This is a genomic window from Pedobacter gandavensis, assembly GCF_032678465.1.
In the GTDB taxonomy this organism is placed as follows: Bacteria; Bacteroidota; Bacteroidia; order Sphingobacteriales; family Sphingobacteriaceae; genus Pedobacter; species Pedobacter gandavensis_B.
The window spans coordinates 32,055-51,748 of the sequence record NZ_JAVTSK010000016.1 but is presented as its reverse complement, the minus strand read 5'-3'; the positions used below and the strand labels follow the sequence as shown (position 1 = coordinate 51,748).

18 protein-coding genes are annotated in these 19,694 nt (G+C 39.6%); 6 read left to right on the top strand and 12 right to left on the bottom strand.

The annotated features are described in order from the left end of the window. Positions 1–4: 4 nt before the first annotated feature. The 7 genes from R2Q94_RS21450 to R2Q94_RS21420 form a co-directional block, all read right to left on the bottom strand. Positions 5–1,363, bottom strand: a complete 1,359-nt coding sequence (locus tag R2Q94_RS21450; RefSeq protein ID WP_316823529.1) for a glutamine synthetase family protein — start codon at positions 1,361–1,363, stop codon at positions 5–7. Continuing rightward, positions 1,360–2,676, bottom strand: a complete 1,317-nt coding sequence (gene eat / locus R2Q94_RS21445) for an ethanolamine permease (RefSeq protein WP_316823528.1) — start codon at positions 2,674–2,676, stop codon at positions 1,360–1,362. The genes R2Q94_RS21450 and eat overlap by 4 nt, the downstream gene beginning before the upstream one ends. Before the next feature lie 61 nt (positions 2,677–2,737). Beyond that, entirely contained in the window at positions 2,738–4,300 is a 1,563-nt protein-coding gene (locus R2Q94_RS21440) for a SusD/RagB family nutrient-binding outer membrane lipoprotein (protein ID WP_316823527.1), read from the bottom strand. Positions 4,301–4,323: 23 nt separating this feature from the next. Continuing rightward, positions 4,324–7,716, bottom strand: a complete 3,393-nt coding sequence (locus R2Q94_RS21435; RefSeq protein WP_316823526.1) for a SusC/RagA family TonB-linked outer membrane protein — start codon at positions 7,714–7,716, stop codon at positions 4,324–4,326. A gap of 218 nt (positions 7,717–7,934) precedes the next feature. Then, positions 7,935–9,059 (bottom strand): FecR family protein, encoded by a 1,125-nt coding sequence (locus R2Q94_RS21430; protein ID WP_316823525.1) that lies wholly within the window; start codon positions 9,057–9,059, stop codon positions 7,935–7,937. 68 nt (positions 9,060–9,127) lie between these two features. Beyond that, positions 9,128–9,724, bottom strand: a complete 597-nt coding sequence (locus R2Q94_RS21425) for an RNA polymerase sigma-70 factor (RefSeq protein WP_316823524.1) — start codon at positions 9,722–9,724, stop codon at positions 9,128–9,130. Between the two features lie 154 nt (positions 9,725–9,878). Beyond that, positions 9,879–10,001, bottom strand: coding sequence for a hypothetical protein (locus R2Q94_RS21420; protein ID WP_316823523.1), 123 nt, complete (start codon positions 9,999–10,001; stop codon positions 9,879–9,881). 13 nt (positions 10,002–10,014) lie between these two features. On the opposite strand from R2Q94_RS21420, the gene R2Q94_RS21415 reads away from it, so the two are divergent. Beyond that, positions 10,015–10,311 (top strand): Dabb family protein, encoded by a 297-nt coding sequence (locus R2Q94_RS21415; RefSeq protein WP_316823522.1) that lies wholly within the window; start codon positions 10,015–10,017, stop codon positions 10,309–10,311. A gap of 132 nt (positions 10,312–10,443) precedes the next feature. Continuing rightward, entirely contained in the window at positions 10,444–10,734 is a 291-nt protein-coding gene (gene trxA / locus R2Q94_RS21410; protein WP_316823521.1) for a thioredoxin, read from the top strand. Positions 10,735–10,867: 133 nt separating this feature from the next. On the opposite strand, the gene R2Q94_RS21405 is transcribed toward trxA, so the two are convergent. Together R2Q94_RS21405 and R2Q94_RS21400 are read right to left on the bottom strand one after the other, a co-directional pair. Further along, complete coding sequence (locus tag R2Q94_RS21405) at positions 10,868–12,067, bottom strand: glycosidase (RefSeq protein WP_316823520.1); 1,200 nt, start codon at positions 12,065–12,067, stop codon at positions 10,868–10,870. Between the two features lie 9 nt (positions 12,068–12,076). Next, entirely contained in the window at positions 12,077–13,906 is a 1,830-nt protein-coding gene (locus R2Q94_RS21400; protein WP_316823519.1) for a sodium:solute symporter family protein, read from the bottom strand. Positions 13,907–14,072: 166 nt separating this feature from the next. Between R2Q94_RS21400 and R2Q94_RS21395 the strand changes: the two genes are divergently transcribed. Then, complete coding sequence (locus R2Q94_RS21395) at positions 14,073–14,948, top strand: AraC family transcriptional regulator (RefSeq protein ID WP_316823518.1); 876 nt, start codon at positions 14,073–14,075, stop codon at positions 14,946–14,948. A gap of 13 nt (positions 14,949–14,961) precedes the next feature. Here R2Q94_RS21395 and R2Q94_RS21390 read toward each other — a convergent pair whose 3' ends face one another. Together R2Q94_RS21390 and R2Q94_RS21385 are read right to left on the bottom strand one after the other, a co-directional pair. Further along, on the bottom strand, positions 14,962–15,651 hold the full coding sequence (locus tag R2Q94_RS21390) for an MCP four helix bundle domain-containing protein (protein ID WP_316823517.1): 690 nt from the start codon (positions 15,649–15,651) through the stop codon (positions 14,962–14,964). Positions 15,652–15,675: 24 nt separating this feature from the next. Beyond that, entirely contained in the window at positions 15,676–17,112 is a 1,437-nt protein-coding gene (locus R2Q94_RS21385; RefSeq protein WP_316823516.1) for an ATP-dependent RecD-like DNA helicase, read from the bottom strand. Between the two features lie 68 nt (positions 17,113–17,180). Here R2Q94_RS21385 and R2Q94_RS21380 point away from each other — a divergent pair, with 68 nt between their 5' ends. From R2Q94_RS21380 to coaD, 3 genes are read left to right on the top strand one after another with little or no spacing between them, the layout of a single operon-like run. Further along, a complete protein-coding gene (locus tag R2Q94_RS21380) occupies positions 17,181–18,011 on the top strand; it encodes a DUF3822 family protein (RefSeq protein ID WP_316823515.1) in 831 nt (276 codons plus the stop codon). Next, positions 18,002–18,541 carry an RsmD family RNA methyltransferase gene (locus R2Q94_RS21375; protein WP_316823514.1) on the top strand — a complete coding sequence of 180 codons (540 nt, stop codon included), beginning with the start codon at positions 18,002–18,004 and terminating at the stop codon, positions 18,539–18,541. The genes R2Q94_RS21380 and R2Q94_RS21375 overlap by 10 nt, the downstream gene beginning before the upstream one ends. 53 nt (positions 18,542–18,594) lie before the next feature. Next, positions 18,595–19,056: a pantetheine-phosphate adenylyltransferase gene (coaD, locus tag R2Q94_RS21370; protein ID WP_316823513.1), complete on the top strand. Its 462-nt coding sequence runs from the start codon at positions 18,595–18,597 to the stop codon at positions 19,054–19,056. Here coaD and R2Q94_RS21365 read toward each other — a convergent pair. Continuing rightward, complete coding sequence (locus R2Q94_RS21365; RefSeq protein ID WP_316823512.1) at positions 19,027–19,659, bottom strand: NUDIX hydrolase; 633 nt, start codon at positions 19,657–19,659, stop codon at positions 19,027–19,029. The two genes, coaD and R2Q94_RS21365, sit on opposite strands and share 30 nt — an antisense overlap. Between the last annotated feature and the right edge of the window lie 35 nt (positions 19,660–19,694).

Genomic DNA, 19,694 nt, shown 5'->3' with positions numbered 1-19,694 from the left:
GGGTTTAAATAATTTCAAAATATCTTTTCATTTCCCAGTCGGTTACTGCTTTTGCATATTGCTTACATTCCCATTCTCTGGTCAGGGTAAAATGCTCCACAAACTCAGCCCCGAATAACGAAACAGCCAGAGGCGATTCCTTCATTTTCTTCGTAGCCTCCTGTAAACTACCAGGAAGCACTCCATTAGAAATGTCTTTGTAGCCATTCCCCTGGGTTGCCGCCTTATCCAGAACCAGGTTGTTTTTGATCCCATATAGCCCTGCAGCTAAACAAGCAGAAAGCGCCAGGTAAGGATTTGTATCTGAACCTACCACCCTCGTTTCCAGGCGCGTGGTTTTAGAGTGTCCAGGCAAGGCACGAAGGGCAACCGTTCTATTATCGATTCCCCAGGTTAAAGTAGTTGGAGCCCAGGCCCCTTCTACCAGCCTTTTATAACTATTGATCGTAGGTGCAATCATTGGTAAAATATAAGGCAAACAATAAAGTTGACCTGCTATGTACGACTTCATCAGATCACTCATTTTATCCGGGTCATTGTCCTTATAAAACAGGTTATGTTTGTTTTCTTTATCCCATAAACTCTGGTGCACATGACCACTGCAACCAGGCAAATGCTCCGAAATTTTAGCCATAAAAGTGGCCATAATTCCATGCTGATAAGCGATTTCTTTCACGGCCGTTTTAAATAAAATGGCCTGATCTGCCGCTTCTAATATTCCTGCATATTTAATCGCTGCTTCATAGACCCCCGGACCAGTTTCGGTGTGTAATCCTTCTACTGGAATGCCAAATTTGCAGAGCAGTTCAAACAAAGCAGTCATATAAGTATTTTTCAGACTTCCACGCAGAATGGAGTAACCAAACATACCTGGACTTAAGGGTTGCAACTGCTGAAAATTCTTATGATGTGCTGATTCTGGTGTTTCTGCAAAATTGAACCATTCAAACTCCTGAGAGAAGTAGGCTTTAAAGCCCAGATCTTCTGCTTCCGAACGTATTTTTTGAAGCAATTGCCGCGGACAAGTATACAAAGGCTGATGCTGATCGTTGACAAAATCACCTAGAAAAAACGGGAGATCATTTTCCCAGGGAATCTTCCGAAAAGTCTGGAGATCCAATTTTACCTGTGCATCGGGATAACCAGTATGCCATCCGGTATATTTGGCATTATCATAAGCCATATCAGCCATATCCCAGCCAAAGGTTACATCGCAAAAGCCGAGTCTTCCTTCCAGGACCGATAAGAACTTCTCTGTTGAAATGTACTTTCCTCTCAATACACCATCAATATCTGCAACGGCCACTTTCACCTTAGCAGAGGGGTGTTGTTTTACATAAGCTAAAATTTCTTCTATTGTCATTTATCTGCAGATTTAAGAGTCCTATATAATAAAAAGGTAACCACCAAAATGGAGAAATAAATCAATCCAAGTTTAGGATTAAAAATGAACATAGCAATGATCGATACAGTGGCTATGCTTAAGGCAATTATTGGAAATAAGGGATAAAAACGTAATCGGAATGGGCGGGGTAAATCGGGTTCTCTTTTCCTTAAAATCATAATGGAGATCATAGAAATGATATAAAGGGTAAGTGCGCCAAAGACAGACAGGATAATAATTTCTGAGGTTTTTCCGGAGAGCAGCGCCAGAATACCGATCAGCATATTCCCAATCAGGGCATTGGCAGGCGTATGGAACCTCGGAGAAATTTTTCCTAGAAATGAAGGAATATGATGCACCCGTCCCATTTCATAAGTGGAGCGCCCTGCTGCCAGAATCAATCCATGAAAAGAAGCGATGAGTCCAAACAAGCCCACTGTAATCAGCAAATGATACATCAAATGACTATCTCCGGTGATTTTTGCTAAGGCCAGAGGTAATGGGGAATCCGAGGTCTCTCCATTTAACCCGTTTTTATAAACAATGGCCTCCCAACCAGCTATTCCAGTTGCTGCAACAAAAACCAGCACACACAAGATCGCCAGTGTCAGAATTGCCCAGCCAAATCCTCTGCTGATATCTCTTTGTGGGTTCTTAGTTTCTTCCGCAACATTAGCGATTCCTTCTATCCCCAGAAAAAACCAGATGGCAAAAGGGATAGCCGCAAACACACCTGTCCAGCCATTTGGCAAGGCATTATGACTTAGATGCTGCATTTCAAACTTTGGCAATGCCAATCCTGAAAACAACAATAATTCAGCAACTGCAAAAATGGTGATGAAGACCTCAAAAGATGCCGCAGCTTTTACGCCATAAACATTGAGTGCTGTGAAAATAAAATAGATGGCGATTGCACTAGTCAGGATCGGAACCTGAGGAAAGAAAGCATTAAAATAGGCACCGATAGCAAATGCGATTGCTGGCGGTGCCAATATAAATTCAACAATTTGGGCAATACCGGCTATAAAGCCGATATTTTGCCCCATTGCTTTGTTTGCGTAGTCAAACACGCCACCTGCTTTTGGTATTGCACAGGCCAACTCTGCATAACTAAAAGTAAAAGTAACGTACATCAGCATGATGGCGAGTGTGGCAATCGCCATTCCTCCGGTCCCTCCTTTTTCAAGACCGAGATTCCACCCGAAATACATACCTGAAATGACATACCCTACGCCAAGGCCCCATAACATAAAAGGGGTAAGTGTTTTCTTTAAACCTTTATTTGGCGTCATAGGCATATATTTTTTTAACTATTTACATGAATTTAAGGTATTATAAATATAACATAAAATCTTACTTCAAGATCCACATGACCTGATTAACATCATCATTTCCACCATATTGACTTTGAATTGCAGCCGACACGTTAGCGGAATTATAATCCAGTTCATTACCTGGGTAAAGCCAACGTAAAGGAAAGTTAGTAGTTGGTGTATTTAAATTAGTGCCACTGTTCAAAGTAAACACAGGATAACCAGTTCTTCTGTTCTCGGTCCATGCACTGTATTTCCCACCATGTAAGAAGTTCGCCACATACTTTTGAGTAATGATTTGTTCGATCTGACGTTCGGTACTACCTGCCAGTGCAACACCAGCGGTAGCAGGGAAAGCATTAATATAGCTAGGATCCATCTTCATGTTGTGGTTATAATCTACCAAATCAGGCGTACTGGCCATTACAAAATTCATAGAGCTGCTAATCCCCGCCGCATAATAGCTTTGAGCAGTAGCGCCCGTAATCCAACCTCTTACGCTGGCTTCAGCCAGGATAAACTGCAGGTCCCAGTAACTGAACAAACTCACTGCCTCTGCATTTACCAATTGTACATATCGGTTATTTAAATCCGCATAGTCTTTCCCTACCCTCCGCGTTTGCAGACTAGAAAAAGCATCAGAAGGCTCCACACCTGGATACGCATCATAATCTGAGGCTAAAAGGCCTGCAGTGATTTTCACTGGAGAAGGTTTAGCATAGTAAAACAAACGCTGATCTTTTAAGGCCTTCATAGGAGCAAGTAAAGTATTCGAAAGCATGGTATAATTAGACTTCACGAATGAGTTTCCAGAACCCGCAGGAACATCAGACCAAGGGTAATTTTGTCCAGCCACATTGTTATAAGCCAAAGCAAAATTATCATTGTAATTACGCATTAAGGGACGATTGGCAAGAATGTCATTGAAGCGTTGTAAAACCTTTAAATCTACATCTGCCGTTTTTTTATAGAGGTTGATCAGTACATGAAGTTCAAAACTATTCACCAACCTTCTCCAGTTATCGACTTTACCTCCATAAATAGGATCACCATCAAAATTTGCACCTTCAGAAAACAATTGATTGGCCTGATCCAGCTCATTCAAAATTCCTAAAAACACTGTTTTCTGCGCATCATACTTAGGCTGTAACACCTTTTCACTTTCTCCTTTGATCGCATCTGTGTAAGGGATATCACCTACCTGCATACTGGCGATAAAAAACTGCCATGCCCTGATAAAGTGTCCCAAAGCCTGATAAGATTTTCTCAAGCCATCACTTGTTGCATATTTTTCCATAGGAGGAATGTTGCGTAACAAGGTCAGGCGACTAAAATCGGCTCTATTTAGTTTATTGTATTGGAAGTTTTCCTGTCCCTCTCCCCAGGTAAGGTATTTAGCCAGCAGGAAGGGCTGCATAAACCCCTTCTGGCCCCCGATTTCCGATTTGGTCACTTCCAGGATCATCCCGGTTGCCAGGATTGAAGAACTTACTTCTGTGGTTCTATCTGGGTTTGAATTGATATCTTCAAACTTCTTACAACCAGCGCTTACTATTGCCAACATGGGCAAAATTGCTATATATTTTAAAACTCTAGTTTTCATATGAGTATATTTTTATTTATTGGTTAGAAGCCTACTTTAAAATTGAAACCCAACATACGTTGCGATGGTGAATTCAGGTTCTCTGTATCCACATCTGGATCTGAGTATTTAAAATTGGTCCACATCCATAAATTTTGGCCAGTCACAGAGAAAGAAGCTCTTTTCAATCCCAATCTGTTGATGAATTTAGGTGCAAAACTGTAGCCCAGCGACAACTCACGGAGTTTAACAAAAGACTCATTTTGAATCCCTTTATCTCCACCTCTAAATTTCTGTGCATAATCCTGATAGCCCACCTGTACATCATTAGGAGCATATTGACGTGTGTCAGTAACTACCTGACCGTATTTATCAAAAACTACTGCACCAGAAATCACTTTAACCCCTTGCCCAATAAAATTATTTTTACCATTCACAACCTGATCATAACGATATTGGTTATCGGAATCAGGATTAGTGCCGGTATCCCACATCTTATCATACATGTAATTGTACATCAGACCGCCAATCCGACCATCAACATTCACATTCAGATTCCAGTTTTTATACCTGAAACTATTGATGAAGCCAAAACTAAAATCAGGATCACTATAGCCATATTTTTTATTATAATCACTATTCACTGGAGAGCCATTATTGAAGATCACATTGCCTTGAGGATCTCTCAACCAGTAATTTGCTTTATAAGTATCCAGTCTTTCCCCTTTTTTAGTCCATAAATCATCTGGAGAATATAAAGGGTCCAGATCAACGTAATAGCGGTGTTGCTGAGCCCAGTTCATCGTGGCATACCATTCAAAATCTCTGCTTTTAATCACAGATCCATCTACGGTGATCTCAATACCACGACGTTCATATGTTTCTTTAGTATTGACAATTGCCATACTGAAGCCACTTGAATTCGGTAAATAAGCAGTATTTCCTCGTTCTAGCAGATCAGTTTGACGGTTATAATAATACTTATTAAAGTAGGCAACGTCAAAATGCAGTCGTTTCTTAAACAGGTAACCTACTGCACCAATTTCCCAGGTACGTTGCGAACTTGGCAACAAACCATCGCCCAACAGGTAGTTCGGGTAACTCGCCGAGTTTAAATTATTCCATGCCGCAGTCTTAGTACTGTACACACTATTGATCGCATAAGGATCAAAAGCATTTTTAAAGATAGTCCAGGAACCACGAAGTTTAAACATGTCTACTACCTCTGGTAATTTTACCAATTCGGAAACCACAACACTGGATCCTAAAGAAGGATAGAAGTAATCTCTGGACGACTTTGGTTGCGCAGAATTCCAGTCATTTCTACCTGTGGCCTCCAGGAACACTGCATCGTTCCAGCCAATAGAAACCCGGCCAAAAAGACTATTGATTTGTCTGGCTTTATGATATGGACTGAGTGTTGGTGGCTCCACCGATCCTGCCAGGGAGAAGAACGTTGGTGAAATCAAACCATTTTTGGTGGTGGCTTTCAGTCCCTCATCAGAGAAATAATAAACAGTTCCACCCGCCAATGCATCAACAGACCATTTATTCAATTTCTTTTTATAGGTTAAGATCAGGTCATCGTTAGTGCTGAATCCTGAGGTATTATTGATACTATACATCCCTCTTGCATTCCATCCCCCTCTGGTAGAGAAAATATTTGCCGTTGGGTTACGCATGGTCTCTGAGTTATTGTAATTGTCGTAACCCAAACGCAACATCAAATTAAAGTCTTCGTTGAACTTATAGTTTGCAGTTACATTTGCATTAACCGTATTCTCTGTTTTTCCGTTTAGCTTTTCATTTGCGATTAAATAAGGATTATCATACCAGTTGGTGTACATCCAGTTCTGTGTCTTATTAGGTACTACCCAATAATCCTTATAATCACGAATATCGTATTCAGTACCGGTCCACATCACCAACTGATAAAGGTAGCCCTGGTTGTCATATCCTCCACCCCATATCTGTGGCGCATTACGTTTACTCAAACCGAAATGGCTTTCAATTTTAAACTTATCATTGATTCTAATCTCACCTCCCGAGGTTAAATTCACCATATTGAGCTTCTGGTTTGGAAATTGTCCTTTGTTATAAATATGATTTAAGCCAATTCTAAAACTTCCATTTTCTCCAGTCTGGGCAATAGATATGTTATTATTGGTAATGATACCAGTATTCATAAAGTTCTTTAGGTTATCTTTCCCTACAGAAACCAATGGACGATTATCTTCAAATTGTTTAGTCGCCGGATTCCAATCTCTGGCAGTGTTACCTGCATCTAATCTTGGTCCCCAAACGTAATCGTTATCAATCACCCCATTTTGTCCACGACCATAGGAACTCTGTACTTTTGGAACAGCCAGATAACCTAGCTGAAACATGGTGTTACTATTGAGATCAACAGAAAAACCTTTACCTGCGGCACCTTTTTTTGTCGTAATCAATAATACACCACCGGGTGCACGTGAACCGTACAAAGCGGATGCTGTGGATCCTTTTAATAAATCCATACTTTCAATATCGTCAGCAGGAACATCACGCAGGGTCATATTTCCATAAGGAACTCCATCAATGACCAATAGTACATCTTCACCCCTAAGTTCCAGTTTTGGTTTAGCATTAAATTCCGTAGAATTCTTCACCACCAAACCAGCCACCTGTCCGGTTAATGAAGTTCCAAGATCAACCCCCTTTACCGTCTGCACCTTATCACCTGCAATCTTTTGAACCGCATAACCCAATGATTTCTCTGAGCGTTTCACACCTAAAGCGGTAACGACCACCTCAGAAAGATCTTGTTTTTGTGCCTCCAATACCACAGTGAGTACCGCAGAAGAGGAAGATATGGTAAGCTCTTTAGTGGCAAAACCTAAGTATTTCACAACTAAAACATCTCCTACTTTCGCATTAATTACAAAATCACCAGATGTAGTTGAAGAAGCTCCTTCTTTGGTACCTTTCACCATAATGGAGGCACCTGGCAATGGATTTCCGGCGGTATCCACCACTTTCCCTTTTATTTGAACCAAAGCCTGAATTTCCGTAGCTCTAACAGGAATTAGCTCCAATGGTTTCTTTTTGATCACTACAGTCTTGTTCAGGATCATATAGGTATAAGGTCGATCCTTAAAAATCTGGTCTAATGCTTCTTCTAGTCTTACTCCAGCTAATTCTACACTAATCAAGCCTTCTTTCTTGATCATTTTATTGTTGTAGAAGAAACTATATCCACTTTGTTTTTTAATGCTTTCAAAAATCGTATTGAAGGTGGTATTTCTTTTCGAGAGTGTAATTCTTTGGGAAAATCCATCTGCAGATACCTGAAGGCAGCAAAAGAAGATTAAAATTACGGTGAGTTTCATGGCCAATATGGTCTGAGTTGTGCAAAGCCGCCTCATAAAAGAGGCTTTACTACATGAGTTTAAATTCATATTTTTGAATGTTTTGGTTTATTCATTAATTATCCAATAAGTTTTTTTTGAGGTCAACCGGAACAATGTTCCTCTCTGAGATGATCGGATGGGTGCAATCAGGGCCCTGTTGCGAGCAGGGTCCTGTTTATTCCTTCATCACATGTTGTTTTGCAGGTATTTATTTTTCCATAAGCGATTGAGGTTGGTTTAGATTTCGGTTACAGGATTTTATCTTTCTATTTTTTAACAATGAGTTTATTTCCATCAATCTTAAATTGAGTTCCCTCAAAAGACAACATTTTTAGTACTTCAGATAGCTTAATTCCTCTGGGAATATCTCCCATAAATTCATCATCAGCACGATCTACTTCATAAATCACCTCCACATCATACCATCTTGACAATTGTCGCATCACCGAATGAAGGTTATCTTTTTCAAAATGGAAAAATCCATTTTTCCAGGCCATTACCTGTGCTATATTCGCATTACTTATCGTAATATTCCCTGATCCGCTTCGGCGTACGTTAGCCTGTTGCCCTGGCTTCAACACCATCACATTGCCTGCAAAAATTTTCACGCTTCCTTCCAGAAGTGTGGTTTTCAGTTCCTCCTCATCGGAATAAGAATTGATGTTAAAATGCGTCCCCAGCACTTGTACCTGCTGTCGGGCTGTAGACACGATAAAAGGAAGTTTTTTATTTTTTGCTACTTCAAAATATGCTTCTCCCTCCAACTCTACTTTACGTTGACTTAAATGAGCAAATGAGGTTGGAAATTTTATTGAAGACGCTGCATTCAACCACACTTTGGTTCCATCAGGAAGATAGACCTGATACATACCTCCCCTAGGCGTACTAATCATATTAAAACCTGGATTTTTAACCTCAGAATCTATAATTGAATAAACCAGCTCACCATTTTTACTTTTCGAAATATTTACTCCGCTTTGTTTGGCCAATACGCCGTTATTGGCATCAGTAAGTGAAATTTTTGAACCATCAGACAAAGTCAATGTGGCTTTATTCCCACCAGGATCTGCATCATTGCGATGAACAGCAAGATCGGAAGTCGCAGAACTGAGATCGTTTTGGAAATAGAAATACCCGGCTACAGCACAGATTACAATAATCGCGGCAGCGGCAGCAATGGCTTTTGGCCATAACAATTTTGACTTTTGGGTTTGGATAAAATCCAATTCATCTGCTTCAGTAATTTCAGCACCTGCGTTCCAGGCGCGAGACAAATGATCATCCAGCTTACCTGCTCCTAATAATTCCGTAAAAAGTTCAAGCTCCTGATCTGTCAGTTGTTTGTTTAGATAACGCTGAACAAGGGCTTCATAAAATTCATTCTCTTCCATAGGATGTCCATTCAAATACTAAGACAATATTTAAGGGTAGCCAGGGTAGCAGAAAATCATTTATTTTTTTATGATTTCAGGAAGAGGGTCAAAAGGATACTTAAAGAGATGCCAAGGTCCTTTTTTACGGAAGCACTCAATATTTTCATGGAGCTGACCATGTGATTTTTAACGGCATTTCTGGAAATCCCCATTGCAAAAGCAACTTCATCATAACTTTTTCCTTCCTGCCTGCACAATCTAAAGATTTCCCTTGTTCTATAGGGGAGTTCCGACAATGCTTTATTCAGGAAATTCAAATACTCTTTGCTCAGCAATTCTTCTTCAGTCTCATTTCTTTGCTCTACGAAACTACCGATAACTTCAGCCATCGCTACATCAAATCGCATGGCCTTCTTAAGACTATTTAAGGTGTGATTTCTAGCCATAATCAAAAGATAAGCCTTAATCGATTTCACCTCATCAAGTTTTGATTTACATTGCCATACCTTAATAAAAACCTCTTGAGTTAGGTCATCTGCCAGATCTGAGGAATTCACAAACCTTTTGATGTAAGCAGTAATCATCTGACTATAACGATCATATAATGCCGCAAAAGCAGACTCCTCTCCTGCTATTAATTTAGCCTGAAGTTCCTGATCAGAAATGATGTTTTTTGCTTGCATTTACGAGCCCCTAAACTAAAATATCAAAATTAAATCAATGTAACCCCATTGTTTTTAAATTAACAATTCCAATCATCGAATCCCCCTCAAAAAGAAATGCTGAATTACTGTAGCGTTTAGTTATCCTTTTACGTTTGTTTAAATGCACGCTAGATTACGTTACCGGAGGAAGGCCCATACCTTTCTCTGGTTTCTTTTTCCGAACAGCGATGTTTTTAGCTCCTGGATTATCCCCCTCTCCCTTCTCTGACAGCAGACAAATCCCTATATTTACCAAAAAACCTTATTTTATGTTAGCTCATCACGTTTTATTCTGGCTAAAAGCCGACACTACCGAAGATCAAAAAGCAGCCTTTAAAAGCGGACTTGAATCATTAGAAGCAATTGAATCGGTAGAGGCTTTCCATATTGGTACTCCTGCCCCTATCGAACGCGCAGTGGTAGACACCAGCTATACTTTTTCATTAATCTTGTTCTTTTCAGATCTTGCAGGACATGATGTATACCAGGTTCATGACTTACACAAAGCATTTTTAGATGAATTCCGTGGTCTTTTTGAGAAAGTAATCATTTATGATGCACAATAAACACTAAATACGGATACCGTATCTTTAAATTACCCGGGTAAATCAACATCCGGAGAAAACCATACCGCAAATCATTGTTTTTCTCCGGAATACCTACATACTCGAATCAATCACTTCATTAAGTCTTAAACCATGAGTTCATTTCAAGAAATAATCCAATCCGGCACACCAATACTAGTAGATTTTTATGCAGATTGGTGTGGTCCATGTAAAACCATGAACCCCATAGTACAGGAGGTGGCCAGGATTACCGAAGGAAATGCCCGTGTCATTAAAATAAACATTGATAAAAATCAGGCCGCTGCACAAAAATACAATGTAAGGTCAGTTCCTACATTTATGGTCTTTAAGAATGGAGAAATTATCTGGAGACATTTCGGAACGATTGATCAAATGACGCTACTAAAACAGCTCTCTATTTAAGAAAACATCAGCATTAAATCCTTCCTTGGTATTATTCCATTTGTCTGGATCGGTACTCATCCGGATGTGTTGAAGAGAGGTCTAAAAGGCAAAATCCTTTCCAACCTCTCCTCATCCTTAAGCGCTGATTCCATCATGAAGATGTTTTCATTTTGTTTACTTCAAGATTTTCTTTATTCTGATCAATCAAATTATGAATGCGTTGAACCGTTGCTGCAGATCTCAAACCATCTTCAGGGGTATTCATTACATAATCCAGCAACTGATTAATACTGCTTGTTGCCACATGAATTCTGGAATCTGAGGCGGCATAATAAATAAATACCTTCCCGTCTTCATCAGCAATCCAGCCATTACTAAAAACAACATTAGATACATCGCCAATCCGTTCCGAACCTTCTGGCGCAATAAAATAGCCCGCAGGCTTATGAATCACCAGACTCAGGTCATTAAGATCCGTCATGAACACATAAAGCACGTACCTTAGTCCGGCAGCCGTGTTCCTAACCCCATGGGCCAGGTGTAACCAACCATACTTCGTTTTTATAGGTGTTGGTCCTTGCCCGTTTTTGGCCTCATACACCGTATGGTACTCTTTTTTATCGATCACCAATTCTTCTGGAATCTCTGCGTTTTCAATAGATTCAGAAAGCCCAAAAGCAATTCCTCCCCCATTACCTGCTTCAATGAAAGAATCTTGTGGACGCGTATAAAACGCATATTTACCATTTACAAATTCAGGATGGAGCACCACATTTCGCTGTTGGTCAGAACTTGTTTTCAAATCTGCCAGGCGTTCCCAGCTCAGTAAATCTTTACTGCGAATAATTCCACATTGTGCCAAAGCCGCCGACTGGTCGCCTTCACTTGCTGTTGGATCTCTTCTCTCTGTACAGAACAGACCATATACCCAACCATCTTCATGTGCAGTTAACCTCACATCATATACATTGGTATCGGGTAATTCTGTTTCAGGAATCACCACTGGATACTCCCAGAACTTAAACTGATCAATCCCATTGTCGCTCTCTGCAATCGCGAAGAAAGATTTCCTGTCACTCGCCTCTACTCTGGCCATCAGCAGGTACTTGTTGTTCCATTTGATCGCTCCGGCATTAAACACTGAATTGATCCCAATCCTTTCCATCAGGTAAGGATTACTTTCTCTGTTCAAATTATAACGCCAATAAAGTGGAGTATGGGCAGCCGTTAACACCGGATTTTCATATCGGTTGAAAATACCATTTCCTAAGTCTTCAGATTTGTTTCTGCGCGTAAGTAAAGACTGATGGGCTAGGGAGAGCTCCTCCAGTCTTTTTTCGTAATCCATCATATATTTCTATTAATCTTCGAGTTTATTCCACCAGGTTCTTTTCAAAATGAATACAATAAGCGCCAGTATAGCTATGGTAATCATTAAAGGAATTTTCATCATTAAAATCAGGTACATCGGCAATAAGGTGAGGCACAACTGCGCAATAATGCCCAGTACCACATTGAACATATCCCTGCCAAAATTCTTATTCGCTTCAAAGGAAGGATCATCCTGTAAGACCATTTCATGAACAGGGCCCCAGAATCCCCATGGACGTACCGTACGGTAAAAACTTTTCAATGTAGCTTCATCTGTAGGCGGAGCCATATAAGTGCCCAGTACTGAACCAGCCAGCGATAGCAGGAACAACAGAGGGAAGTAATACAGGAATTCCACACCTGAAAAAAATCTGGTAAATATCAGTGCTGCTGCTATACCTGTAAACATGCCCCAAAAAAAGCCATTGGAATTGAATCGCCACCAATGCCATTTCAACACATTTGCAGCGATATATCCACCGTATAGAGCAGATACAATCCATTGCAATACACTATTTACATCCCTGGCAAAAAAACCGAGGGTAATACCCAATACCACCACAATTACACCGGATAAGTAATTCATGGATATGATTTTTTTATTGGAAGCAGTTGGATTCATGTATTTGAGGTACACATCGTTTACGATATAAGCCTGTGCAGCATTCAGAGTACCGCTAAAAGTCCCCATAAAAGCCCCCAGCAAACCTGTCAACACCAATCCAAATAGGCCAACCGGAACAAAACTATTGATACTTGCCGGCAAAATCCTCTCATAATCTATCGCTCCATCCATCCCTTTCAGGTTCATTTGATCATAGTAAAGAATCCCCAGAACCGTTAAGCCTACAATAAGAGAATAGCGGATTGGCAACAATACAATAGATACAAAACCACTCATTTTACTCGCTTCTTTAGGCGATTTTGTAGACAGAATCTTTTGCATATCATAATTTGGCGGAGGGCCTGCAAGGGAAGCAAACACCCCTTTAAACAACATCATCATAAAGAAAATGCTGAAAAGCGAATAACCATCACTTTCTATTTTTTTATTGACATCACTGATGATGCCTGTCCAGTCGAGCTCTAAATGCGTTCCGAAGAAAGGACTATCCCAGCCTTTTGGCACATTCAGATGCTGACCATGCAGGTTCATCATGGCAATCACGGCAATAGAAATACAAACTACCGTCATGATGGCATATTTAATCATATCGCCAAACACGATACCATGCATCCCACCAAGAATGGAATAAAACATGGCAAAAAGCGTGAATATAATCCCATAAAAATGAGGGACATAATGAGGCGAAACTTCAAATGGGACATAGGCTTTGACAAAATCCCATGGAATAAAAATCTCTACAAACTTACCGAGGCCGATAAAACCATATGCCAGGAAACCCAAACAACTCAATAAGGCAAAAGCCACCACCACTTTATGAGAAGCATCAACCCCTCGTCCCTTCAGTCCGAATCTGGTAGACAACCATTCTGCACCCGTAGTGGCATTTGACCGTCTCAACCATTTAGACAAATACATCATTAAAAAAACCTGATTGAATACCGGCCATAGCCATGGAATCCAAATGCTTTTCATACCATATACAAAGCAGAGACTCACCATCCACATGGTGCCGCTTATATCAAACATATCAGAGGCATCACTCAAACCCAGCTTATACCAGGGCAAGGATTTCCCCCCCATAATATAACTCTGGTTATTTTCCTTTGCCTTTTTACGGTACCAAAAGCCAATAATAATTGTACTAATCAGATAAGCGATGATAATGAGAACATCAATCAGTTGAAACTTCATAAAATCAAAACTATACTATTTCCGCATACAGCTTCAATACTATTTTAACAAATATTTGTATTCACCAAACAAAAAGACTCATTACTACCTCATTAATACTAATTTAACCTAGTACTATTTTAACATAAACCTAATTCATTCCGAACACATTTGTTATATTTATATGATGTCAAACAACATAGTCAGGGAAATAACCCCATTAACGCAAAGCGATTGCTTTACTATCTTTTCCAGAACTAAGAAAGAATTCGACTTCCCTTTACATTACCATGAGGAATACGAACTGAATCTGATTTTACATGCAAAAGGAGCCAAAAGAATTGTGGGTGATCACATTGATGTGATTACAAACGCGGATTTGGTATTTATTGGACCAAACCTGTACCATGCCTGGTTTACGCATCAATGTAATAGCGAAGAAATTCTGGAAATCACCATTCAGTTTCACAAGGATCTTTTTGACGACAGGTTTCTCAAAAGAAATCAATTGAGTTTCATTGCCAATATGTTTGACCGTGCGCAAAAAGGAATCTTATTTGCGCCAGATACCATTGAAAGATTGACCCCAAGAATCCTTTCTTTAAATCAGAAAAAAGGTTTTGATTCTGTATTAGAACTGTTTTCTATTCTCCATGACCTCTCCATTTCCAGAAATATGCGCACTTTATCAAACTCCAGTTTCAACAATGAGCAATTCAATTACAATAGCAGGAGAATAGAAAAAGCATTTGATTACATGAATGCGAATTACCATCATGTGGTTTCATTGGAGGAGGTTGCCAAAGCCGCAAATATGCCGGAGGTGTCTTTTAGCCGATTTATCAAAAAAAGAACAGGAAGCACCTTTATTGATAGTCTCAATGAAATCCGCCTGGGGCATGCTACAAAAATGCTGATCTCCAGCACACAAACCATTTCTGAAATCGCTTACAAATGTGGGTTCAACAACATTTCCAATTTCAACCGGATATTCAAAAAAAAGAAATGCTGTACACCAAAAGAATTTAGAGATAGTTTTTCCGGAACGCGTTCCTTTATATAAAAAATTGATATTTCTAATTCAAATTGAACTTATCATTTTTCACCTGCACTACATTGGAGGCAGAAATAATACCTACCACCAGAATCCCAATCAACACGGCCAATGCGATTTGTAAAGTCGAATACAGTTTACTTCTGGAAACCATAGATTCAGAACTTTGAATCAGCTCCTGACCTACCTGCGTTTGGATCCTCATCAGCTCCGTAACTTTTTGCAGGGTTTGCCTTGACGTTTCCCGCCCTACGGTCTCAAAAAGTTTCCGACCATCTTCAATACTATGCGTTTCACTCAATGAAATTACATTTTGCTCTGTCGCTATGGATTTGACCAATCTGACTTTCAATTCTGCCAATTGCAACTTTTCCTGCTTCACCAAAAAGGTCTTTTCATACTTTTTCATGAGTGAATCTATCGTGCTATTGAACTTTTCAAACTGACTTTTCAATAATTTGACATCTTTTTTATCCGGGTTTCCAGAATAAAGAAAACTATCCAACATATATTTCTTAGCAAAGATGCGCTCTGAGATGTAGAACAAATCCGTCGCCGGAATCAATCGGTCATTATACATAGACACAAAAGACTCATTCATGCTTTTCACACTTTTATCTTCCAGAAACCTGATCAAAATCGTACAGGCCATAATCGCAAAGAGAAATGTAGCGATTTTCATTTTCTGTTTTAAGGAATAAGCAATTTTCATAGCGTTCTGAATATTTAGCGTTATTTAATCTTCTAAAGGACTAACAAAAAGATTTGGAGCAAAATTTACTAAAAATAATTCTCTTTTTGCCCTGGTCACACCAGTATATAACCAACGTAAAAAATCGAGGTCGATCATATCTTCTGTTAAATAGCCCTGATCTACAAAAACAGCATCCCATTGCCCGCCTTGTGCTTTGTGACAAGTCACTGCATAGGCGAATTTTATTTGCAATGCATTATAATAAGGATCCGCTTTAATCGCATTAAACCTTTCTTTCTTATTGGTTATATGTTCGTACTCTACATTAAGGGCTTCAAATAATTTGTTACCCAATTCATAGGAAAGATTCGGCGTTTCCGCAGTCAAGGTATCCAGCATCACTTTACAAGTGATTTGTCCGGCATCAGGAAAATCCATAAACTCCAGTGCGACTTCTGCAAAACGGAAACCAAATTGTTCTTCTGTGCCCCTCACCCGTACGATTCTTGCCATATCGCCATTGGCGATAAAAGCAGCTGATTCATTATCAGGAAGCCAGAAATAATTATTCTTCACCACCATGATCTGATCGCCACCGGTCAGCTCTTCCTCACGATAAAGTAATCTCGCACGGATCTGTTGGTTGTATACATTTGCTGATTTATTTGATCTGCAAACTACCAAACTATTCTCTATCCCAAATTTACTATAAGCATACTCCAATCCTTCCACCAGCTTTAAACCTGTCATCCTGAAAATATCTTTGTATCCTGTGGTGATAAATTTTGGCAATTCAATTTCATCTGCCTCTTCAGATGAGCCTTCATTGATCAATTTCCGTAACATAGTGGCATTGGCGAGAATCCCGGATGCTTTCTCTTGTCTGACAACCTCCTTAAGTTCTACTGCAGAAACCGACATTCCAAAATTTGCAGCCATATATTCCTTATTCAATGCCGGACTGTCGATACTTCCCACAGGTGGTAACTGTGCTGTATCTCCAACAAAAATCGCCGCGCAGTTTTTTTGATTGTATACATATAACATCAAATCCCTCAAAAATGAAGAAGCAGTCTGCGTGTTCCATTCATCTGCAATCATGGAGGCCTCATCAATGATAAACACGGTATGTTCTGCCAAATTAGGTGCAATCTGAAAAGACATTTCGGTAGATACCGCAGATTTTTTTCTATAAATTCTCTTATGAATAGTGAGTGCTTTACGCCCGGTATAATTGCTCATCACCTTTGCTGCGCGCCCGGTTGGCGCCATTAACACGGCCTTAAAGCCGAATTTCGGTAATGCTTTTACCAATGCGCCAACAGAAGTTGTCTTTCCCGTCCCAGCATAACCCCGCAATATAAAACACTGATCATCTAAGCCTTGACTTAAAAAAGCAGCCATTTTCTGACAAAAAACCAGCTGTTCAGCCGTCGGTGTAAATCCGTAAGACTGGGCTATAATTGATGCTTTATCCATTTAACAAAGATGCAATGGTGATGTTATAGAAAAAAGGATTAATTTTGATCTTAAATAATTTGATACAGATGAGCCATAAAAACAGCATTTTATTAGTTGATCCCGAATTTGATCCTAGTACTGCTCCAGACTGCAATTTGTTGTTAAAAATCACCGCAGATAGCTTTTCCTATGCCATTATTGACAAAACCAGCAACCAGTTAAAAGCGGTTTATGATCAGCAGGAATCCAGGAACATTCCCCATGATCTTGCTGTAAAATTAAAAAATGACAGTTATTTAAATCTGCCATTCAAAGACATTAAGGTTGCAGTATACAGTGAAAACTCGATCTCCATTCCAACTGAATTATTCGATGCCAAAAATTTAAATCAATATGCAAAATTCTTTACCGAGGTACCATCAGACAACCTCTATGTAAGGCCATTTGCACAGTATGGATTCACTTCTATTTTTACGCTTCAGCGTTTTATGGATGAGACTTTAACAGATACGCTGTTGACCTGCAAATTATTTGACCAGGTTGCGCCAATACTGGCTATGGTTCAGGATAAAGGAAAGAAATCACTAATCCTTGACTTTACTGCAGCTTCTTTTACTGCCGTACTTACAGCAGGAGAAAAATTCATTTTCCGCAACTGTTATGAAATTGAAAATGCGGAAGAATTTAACTATTATCTGTTGTTACTGATTCAGCAAATACAAATCGACCTCATTGAGACTGAGGTATTATTAAGCGGTATCATCCATGAAGATGATGCCTATTACCAATGTCTGGAAAAGTACTTCAGGAACATCACATTTAACACTCCCTTAAGTGATCAGGTAGATCACAAAATTTTAGAAGACATGCCTGCTCATTATTACAGCAGCTTGCTAGCACTGGATATATGCGAATAATTGGCGGTACATTAAAAGGCATTCGATTCAATGCCCCGGAAAGCTTACCGGTAAGGCCCACTACAGATATGGCCAAAGAAGCACTTTTTAACATTCTTTACAATACTTACGATTTTGACAGCATCAATGTGCTTGATCTTTTCTGCGGAACAGGAAATATCAGCTTTGAATTCGCCTCAAGAGGTGCAAAAAACATTACTTCCGTAGATAAACATTCCGGATGTGTGTTTTGGGTAAAATCGGTGATCGCCAAATATCAACTGGATGCGATAGAGGTACAGAAAGCCGATGTATTCAAATTTTTGGAGACGCATAAAAAATCTTATCAGATCATTTTTGCAGACCCGCCATATGACCTGCCTACCATCCCTAAAATCCCTGAATTGGTGATCAATAACAACCTGCTAACCGATAACGGCTTATTGATTGTAGAGCATCCTTCCCTGTTAAAGATGAATGCATTACCAGGATTTAAAGAAACCAGAAGATATGGGAACTCCTCCTTTAGCTTCTTTGAAAAAGTAAAATAAGAATTCGACAGCGCCACGTAAATATATGTGGCGTTTTCATAAAATATAAACAGATGAAAATCGCCCTTTTTCCAGGATCATTTGACCCCATTACCATTGCCCACGTAGACATTCTGAAACGTGCCTTACCATTATTTGATAAAGTAGTGGTGGGTATTGGATTAAATAGTTCCAAACAGAGCTATCTTTCTGCTGAAAAGCGGGAAGAAATTGTAAAAACAGTGTTTGAATCAGAGGCAAAGGTGGATGTTCAGCTTTATGAAGGCTTAACTGTAGATTTTTGCAGGAAGATCAATGCGCAGTACATGGTGCGGGGGATCCGTTCTGTCGGAGATTTTGAATACGAACGCGCCATCGCACAGATCAACCAGACGATGATGCCAGAAATGGAAACCATCTTTATTTTGAGTAAACCTGAATATTCGGCAATTAGCTCTACCATCGTCCGTGATATCCTAAGAAATCACGGAGATGTGAGTCAGTTTTTACCTCAAAACGCTATCCCCTTCCTGTAGTAAGGAACCTACTTCCAATACCTGGATAATTGATGGATAAGTGTTGATGAGTACAGGTGCCAGCTCAAATTTACTTAGCCACCTGGCCTTTGTAATACCTTCTTCTTTTTGGGGAATCAATTTTGGTTCTCCTTTTACAGTCATGCTATACCACTTGGTTTTCTTTAATACCAATTTTGAACCCATCGGATAAACATGGTAAGTCTTACAAAGCTTTTCATCATTACTGTAAATCATCACTCCGCATTCTTCTTCCACCTCCCTCAAGCCAGCTTCCCTCATTTTTTCTCCTTTTTCCACCTTTCCTTTTGGCAGATCCCATTTTTTATTCCTGAAGATAAACAGGTAATTTCCTTTGGCACTTTTCACCAATCCTCCAGCAGCCTTAATCAATGTCAGGTTATTTTTAATTTGTTTAAAAAGCGCCTTAGGATCTGCGGTCAGCAATAAAAAATCTGAGTTAACATTTGAAGGTAAATTCTTATAGAACAATTTGAAATCAAAACTTTCAACACTTAATTCCTGGATTTCCTTTTCCTGAACAGGCTTAGAATCCGCAATAAACAAAGTGTTGTCGTTGATATAAATACTGTATTTTTTCATGCTTAGCGCTTAAAATGCTTTAATTACAGGTCGTA

What these genes read in the sequence shown, in the direction of transcription:
- R2Q94_RS21415 (WP_316823522.1), top strand. Translation starts at nt 10,015, where the DNA reads ATGTTAGCTCATCACGTTTTATTCTGGCTAAAAGCCGACACTACCGAA.
- R2Q94_RS21365 (WP_316823512.1), bottom strand. Translation starts at nt 19,659, where the DNA reads ATGAAAAAATACAGTATTTATATCAACGACAACACTTTGTTTATTGCG.
- R2Q94_RS21385 (WP_316823516.1), bottom strand. Translation starts at nt 17,112, where the DNA reads ATGGATAAAGCATCAATTATAGCCCAGTCTTACGGATTTACACCGACG.
- R2Q94_RS21390 (WP_316823517.1), bottom strand. Translation starts at nt 15,651, where the DNA reads ATGAAAATTGCTTATTCCTTAAAACAGAAAATGAAAATCGCTACATTT.
- R2Q94_RS21430 (WP_316823525.1), bottom strand. Translation starts at nt 9,059, where the DNA reads ATGGAAGAGAATGAATTTTATGAAGCCCTTGTTCAGCGTTATCTAAAC.
- R2Q94_RS21450 (WP_316823529.1), bottom strand. Translation starts at nt 1,363, where the DNA reads ATGACAATAGAAGAAATTTTAGCTTATGTAAAACAACACCCCTCTGCT.
- coaD (WP_316823513.1), top strand. Translation starts at nt 18,595, where the DNA reads ATGAAAATCGCCCTTTTTCCAGGATCATTTGACCCCATTACCATTGCC.
- eat (WP_316823528.1), bottom strand. Translation starts at nt 2,676, where the DNA reads ATGACGCCAAATAAAGGTTTAAAGAAAACACTTACCCCTTTTATGTTA.
- R2Q94_RS21405 (WP_316823520.1), bottom strand. Translation starts at nt 12,067, where the DNA reads ATGATGGATTACGAAAAAAGACTGGAGGAGCTCTCCCTAGCCCATCAG.
- R2Q94_RS21425 (WP_316823524.1), bottom strand. Translation starts at nt 9,724, where the DNA reads ATGCAAGCAAAAAACATCATTTCTGATCAGGAACTTCAGGCTAAATTA.
- R2Q94_RS21380 (WP_316823515.1), top strand. Translation starts at nt 17,181, where the DNA reads ATGAGCCATAAAAACAGCATTTTATTAGTTGATCCCGAATTTGATCCT.
- trxA (WP_316823521.1), top strand. Translation starts at nt 10,444, where the DNA reads ATGAGTTCATTTCAAGAAATAATCCAATCCGGCACACCAATACTAGTA.
- R2Q94_RS21435 (WP_316823526.1), bottom strand. Translation starts at nt 7,716, where the DNA reads ATGAATTTAAACTCATGTAGTAAAGCCTCTTTTATGAGGCGGCTTTGC.
- R2Q94_RS21375 (WP_316823514.1), top strand. Translation starts at nt 18,002, where the DNA reads ATGCGAATAATTGGCGGTACATTAAAAGGCATTCGATTCAATGCCCCG.
- R2Q94_RS21400 (WP_316823519.1), bottom strand. Translation starts at nt 13,906, where the DNA reads ATGAAGTTTCAACTGATTGATGTTCTCATTATCATCGCTTATCTGATT.
- R2Q94_RS21395 (WP_316823518.1), top strand. Translation starts at nt 14,073, where the DNA reads ATGTCAAACAACATAGTCAGGGAAATAACCCCATTAACGCAAAGCGAT.
- R2Q94_RS21440 (WP_316823527.1), bottom strand. Translation starts at nt 4,300, where the DNA reads ATGAAAACTAGAGTTTTAAAATATATAGCAATTTTGCCCATGTTGGCA.